This window comes from uncultured Boseongicola sp. (assembly GCF_937988555.1).
Classification (GTDB): Bacteria; Pseudomonadota; Alphaproteobacteria; order Rhodobacterales; family Rhodobacteraceae; genus Boseongicola.
Window position 1 is genome coordinate 1 of record NZ_CALJXO010000106.1, and the last position, 4,530, is coordinate 4,530.

Consider the following 4,530-nt stretch of genomic DNA (forward strand, 5'->3'; position numbering starts at 1 on the left):
ATACTACCGCGAAGGGGCGTTTGGTATTCGCATTGAGAACCTGATCGTTGTCCGTGAGGCCGCCAAAATGGGCGACGCGCGCGACCAACTTGATTTCGAAACGCTAACTTATGCGCCGATTGATCTGCGGCTGATAGAATCTGAAATGCTGTCCAAGTCCGAGCGAAACTGGTTAAACGGATACCACCGCGATGTGCGCGAAAAACTGATGTCGCGGCTTTCGGATAGCGCCGGGGACTGGCTGAACACGGCAACGCGCCCTATCTGATGACCTGAAACAGGTGTAAGCGTCTCGCAAATGCGCGGCGACGCCACAAAGGAGCCCACACATGGCCAACCATATTAACATTCGTAAAGCTGATGGCACTTGGGTTGTTCGTGCGGGCGGAGCCGTTTTAGCAGAAAGCCACAACGCGCTTGAACTGACAGAGGGTTCCACAGAGCCGGTGATTTATTTTCCACGTGATGACATTGCGATGGCGTTCCTAGATGCCTCCGAGCGAACATCCCATTGTGCACACATGGGCGACGCCAGCTACTATTCCATCGTAACCAAAAGCACGACCATTCGCGATGCCGCCTGGAGCTATGAGACCCCCAAGGACAGCGTTTCGGACATTGAAGGTCATCTGGCTTTTTATGACGGCGATCTGGTTACCGTCGAACAGGTTTGACACAGATTTAGCTGTGTTCTTCGGCGGCGGTTGCGGCCAACGCGCGGTTATAGGCCCGAAGAGCGTCGACTTGGAAAAGGGCCCCGTCGATCTGCGGGGCGACGCCTTCCTCGCCAAGCGTCACAACCGCTAAGAACTGACGATTGGTCGCCTCAAAGATCGGCATTGCTGTTTCCAAAGTCGCGTTGCGATCAATTGTGTGACCGCCTTCTATTGCCTCCCAAAGCATTTCGTCCGGGGCCGCGCGGGGGTCGTCAGGCGTGCGCATAACGTTGGCCACTCGGAACATAGATAGAAGATAGGCCTGCGGCCCGGCGGCAAGGTGAATATTGCGTCGCTCCAGTTGCGTTAAGAAGAATGAACGGTCCACAAGGCGTGACGCCAAAGCCGTCGACATCGAAACCGCCACCATCACCGCCAGACCCGTTTGCCAGTCTCCCGTCAACTCGAACACAATAAGCGTCGTTGAGATGGGCGCGCCCAAGACGGCTGCAGCGACCGCGCCCATGCCCGCCAGTGCGTAAAGCGTTTCCGAGCCGGAAATGTTCGGCGCGATGGCGGTTGCCACAAGCCCAAACCCCAATCCAAGCAAAGCCCCGACCATCAGCGAGGGCGAAAACACGCCTCCACCCATGCGGCCCGCCATGGTGATGGCGACGGCGGCAACCTTCAGCACGCAGAAAACCACCACTTCGTGCAGCATCAACGAACCGGTCAAAGCCGCCGAAGTTGTCTCGTATCCAACCCCGATGATGTGCGGGTAAAAAATCGCTAGGCCGCCCAAAAGCGCGCCTGCGACGGCCGGGCGCAAAACGCGAGGTAGCCCGATCCGGCGTTGGAAATAGCTGCCAAGGTCATCGGCCCAAAATATTGCCCGCATCATCAGAACAGCAACGCAGCCCGACAAAAGCCCGAGGATCAGGAAGGCAGGTAGTTCAACATAAAAGGCCAGAACGCTCGCTTCACCCAAAGAGAATTCAGTGATGTCCCCGAACGCCAACCGGTTGATCACTGTACCCGCGACCGACGCAATCACGATCGGCGCAAATGCATGAACTGCGAAATGACGCAAGACGACCTCTAGCGCGAAAAGCGCGCCAGCGATGGGCGCATTGAACGAGGCGGACACGGCCGCCGCGACCGCGCAGCCCAGAAGATCGCGCCCTGTAATTCCGTCAACGGCCAACTTATTTGACACCCAGGTTGAAATCACCGCAGCCAAATGCACGACCGGACCTTCACGACCCGTCGACCCGCCCGTCCCCAATGTGATCAGGGATGCCGCTGCCGACGCGAGCCCCTCTTTTGTCTCAACCCGGCCGTCTTTAATCGCAGCCCCTTCGATAACTTCCGCCACCGAGCGCACTTTTCCGTCAGACGTGAAGCGGTTGAGGATCAGGCCAACCGCGAGGCCTCCCAAAATTGGAATTACTAGGATCACATACCACGGCAAAGTTTCTGCAAAGGAATGGATAAGGCGAACGTCGTCCGTGCCATATAGAGTTTGCTGCAAAAAGGTGATGCCGGTACGAAATACGACAGCCGCAAAGCCTCCCGCAATGCCGATAAGCAACGCAATGAACCAAAACTGAATGCCGCTTGGGCCATGTGTACGCAGGACGTGCCAGCCCGGCTTGCAAGCGCTTACAATGGCTTGCAGTTGCTTGGCGATTATCGACTTAGGAGCGGCGCCCATCCAACACGGTCCACCCCGGACACACACCAAACCGCCTTGCGCCCTGCCCGGCGGACGCCCAACGTCTCGCGTTTTGAATTGTCGCGCGATACCTCTTGGTAGGCGCTTGATGGCAAAGGGGAAAGACCCAAATCACGCAGTTCGTCTCACTGTAGTGAACTGTGATCAAACAAGACGGTGTGTTCAGCAAGGTCGGAACCGGTCCTGTGACACACGCGTCACGGTGCCGTGACAGCCCTGTCACAGCCCTTGCTTTGGGGGGCATAGGCGCACAGTTTCGAAGCCTGACACGAACGGAGACTGTCCGATGAGCATGGAACGCTTCACATTCGAGGGCCACGCAGGCGACGCATTGGCTGCACGGCTGGATTTTCCGGATGGCCCGCATCTTGCGACGGCGTTGTTTGCGCATTGCTTTACCTGCGGCAAGGACATCACAGCGGCGCGACGTATCTCGTCGCGGCTGGCCTCGATGGGGATCGCTGTTTTGCGGTTTGACTTCACCGGACTCGGACATTCGAAAGGCGAGTTTGCCAACACAACGTTCACGTCCAATGCCCAGGATTTAGTGCGCGCGGCTGCGGCTCTGGGCGACCGCGATATGGCGCCAACGCTGCTGATCGGACATTCGCTCGGCGGGGCAGCCGTGTTGAAAGCCGCGGCCGACATTCCGTCGATCAAAGCTGTTGCCACGATCGGCGCTCCGTTTGACCCCGGCCATGTCACGCACAATTTCGCCGGCGCGCTTGATACGATTGCCGCCGAAGGCAAAGCCAAAGTTACGCTGGCAGGCCGCCCCTTCACGATTGGCAAAGACTTCATTGACGATGTTGCAGGCGCGGCCCTCACGCCGTCGATTGAAAAACTGGGCAAGGCACTGCTGGTGATGCACGCGCCGCGGGACGAAACCGTCGGGATCGAGAACGCCACAAACATCTTTATGGCCGCGCGCCACCCCAAAAGCTTCGTCACATTGGACGACGCAGATCACCTTGTAACGCGCGCATCCGACGCCGAATACGCCGCCGAAGTCATCGCCGCTTGGAGCGCGCGCTACCTCGATCTGAAGCAACCTGCACCGCCTCCCGGCGCGCCTGAAGGCATTGTACGGGTCGCCGAGGCCGACGAAACAGGCTTTCTGCTAGATGTAAATGCAGGTCCAAAACACCACACACTGGCAGATGAACCCGAAGCCTACGGCGGCACCAACAAAGGCATGACGCCGTACGGATTTTTGGCGGCGGGCCTTGGTGCCTGCACCTCGATGACCATTCGTATGTATGCCCGCCGCAAAGGATGGCCATTGACGCATGTGTCGGTCGATATCACCCATGCCAAAGTCCACGGACAAGACGCGGGCACAGGCGAAGACACCAAGATCGACGGATTCAATCGCGTGATCCGACTTGAGGGCAAACTCGACAGCGACCAGCGCCAACGTTTGTTGGAGATAGCCGATAAATGCCCGGTTCACCGCACTCTGGAACGCGGAGCCTCGGTAGAAACCGTGTTGGCTGAAGCCTGAAGCAAAACCGCTTCATCCTTTCAAAAATACCTCGTGGACGCGCATTTGGCGCGGGGGCAGAGCCCCCTTCCTCGGGTGCAGATTTCACATTTCACTAAAACTTTGACCAAATGGTCAATCTTGATTAATCGCTCGCATCATGCGACGCTTTTCAAGACCCTATACGATAGGCTGCCGCCATGACTGCACGAACCGCCACTGTCACCGACACATCGCTTGCGCATCTTCCGCAGGTGCAAGAGCCGCGCAATCCCGGCACGGTGCTTGATCTGGATCGCATTGCATCGGTTCAAGCCAATACCTCGGCAATCGAGCGTCGTGCTGCCACCCTGCCCGGGCGTCGCTCTGTTAAGAAAGACTACCAGGCGGCCTGGATGTTGCGCGCCGTCACCCTGATTGATCTTACGACGCTTTCGGGCGACGACACCGAAGGTCGTGTCAGACGCCTTTGCGCCAAGGCCGCAAACCCTGTGCGACAAGACCTGCTGGACGCACTTGGCATGGATGCAATCACCACAGGAGCGGTCTGCGTTTACCATGAGATGGTCCCAACGGCCGTTTCCGCGTTGCAGGGCACCAGGATACCCGTTGCGGCCGTCTCAACAGGTTTTCCTGCCGGTCTCTCGCCGTTCCAT

Annotated in this window: 4 protein-coding genes and 1 pseudogene; 4 read left to right on the forward strand and 1 reads right to left on the reverse strand. The window is 58.1% G+C overall.

Translation table 11 applies throughout. The features are described from left to right. Both Q1B15_RS05740 and Q1B15_RS05745 read left to right on the forward strand, forming a co-directional pair. Positions 1 to 268 (forward strand): M24 family metallopeptidase C-terminal domain-containing protein (locus Q1B15_RS05740; protein ID WP_299751447.1); only part of this gene is annotated, 268 nt, incomplete at its 5' end. A 61-nt stretch (positions 269 to 329) separates the two neighbouring features. After that, positions 330 to 674, forward strand: a complete 345-nt coding sequence (locus Q1B15_RS05745; protein ID WP_299751450.1) for a DUF427 domain-containing protein — start codon at positions 330 to 332, stop codon at positions 672 to 674. Between the two features lie 7 nt (positions 675 to 681). Here Q1B15_RS05745 and Q1B15_RS05750 read toward each other — a convergent pair whose 3' ends face one another. After that, on the reverse strand, positions 682 to 2,370 hold the full coding sequence (locus Q1B15_RS05750; RefSeq protein WP_299751452.1) for a chloride channel protein: 1,689 nt from the start codon (positions 2,368 to 2,370) through the stop codon (positions 682 to 684). Between the two features lie 307 nt (positions 2,371 to 2,677). On the opposite strand from Q1B15_RS05750, the gene Q1B15_RS05755 reads away from it, so the two are divergent. Together Q1B15_RS05755 and Q1B15_RS05760 are read left to right on the forward strand one after the other, a co-directional pair. After that, positions 2,678 to 3,895 (forward strand): bifunctional alpha/beta hydrolase/OsmC family protein, encoded by a 1,218-nt coding sequence (locus tag Q1B15_RS05755; protein WP_299751455.1) that lies wholly within the window; start codon positions 2,678 to 2,680, stop codon positions 3,893 to 3,895. 179 nt (positions 3,896 to 4,074) lie between these two features. Then, positions 4,075 to 4,530, forward strand: a pseudogene (locus Q1B15_RS05760) (deoxyribose-phosphate aldolase); the annotation flags it as partial.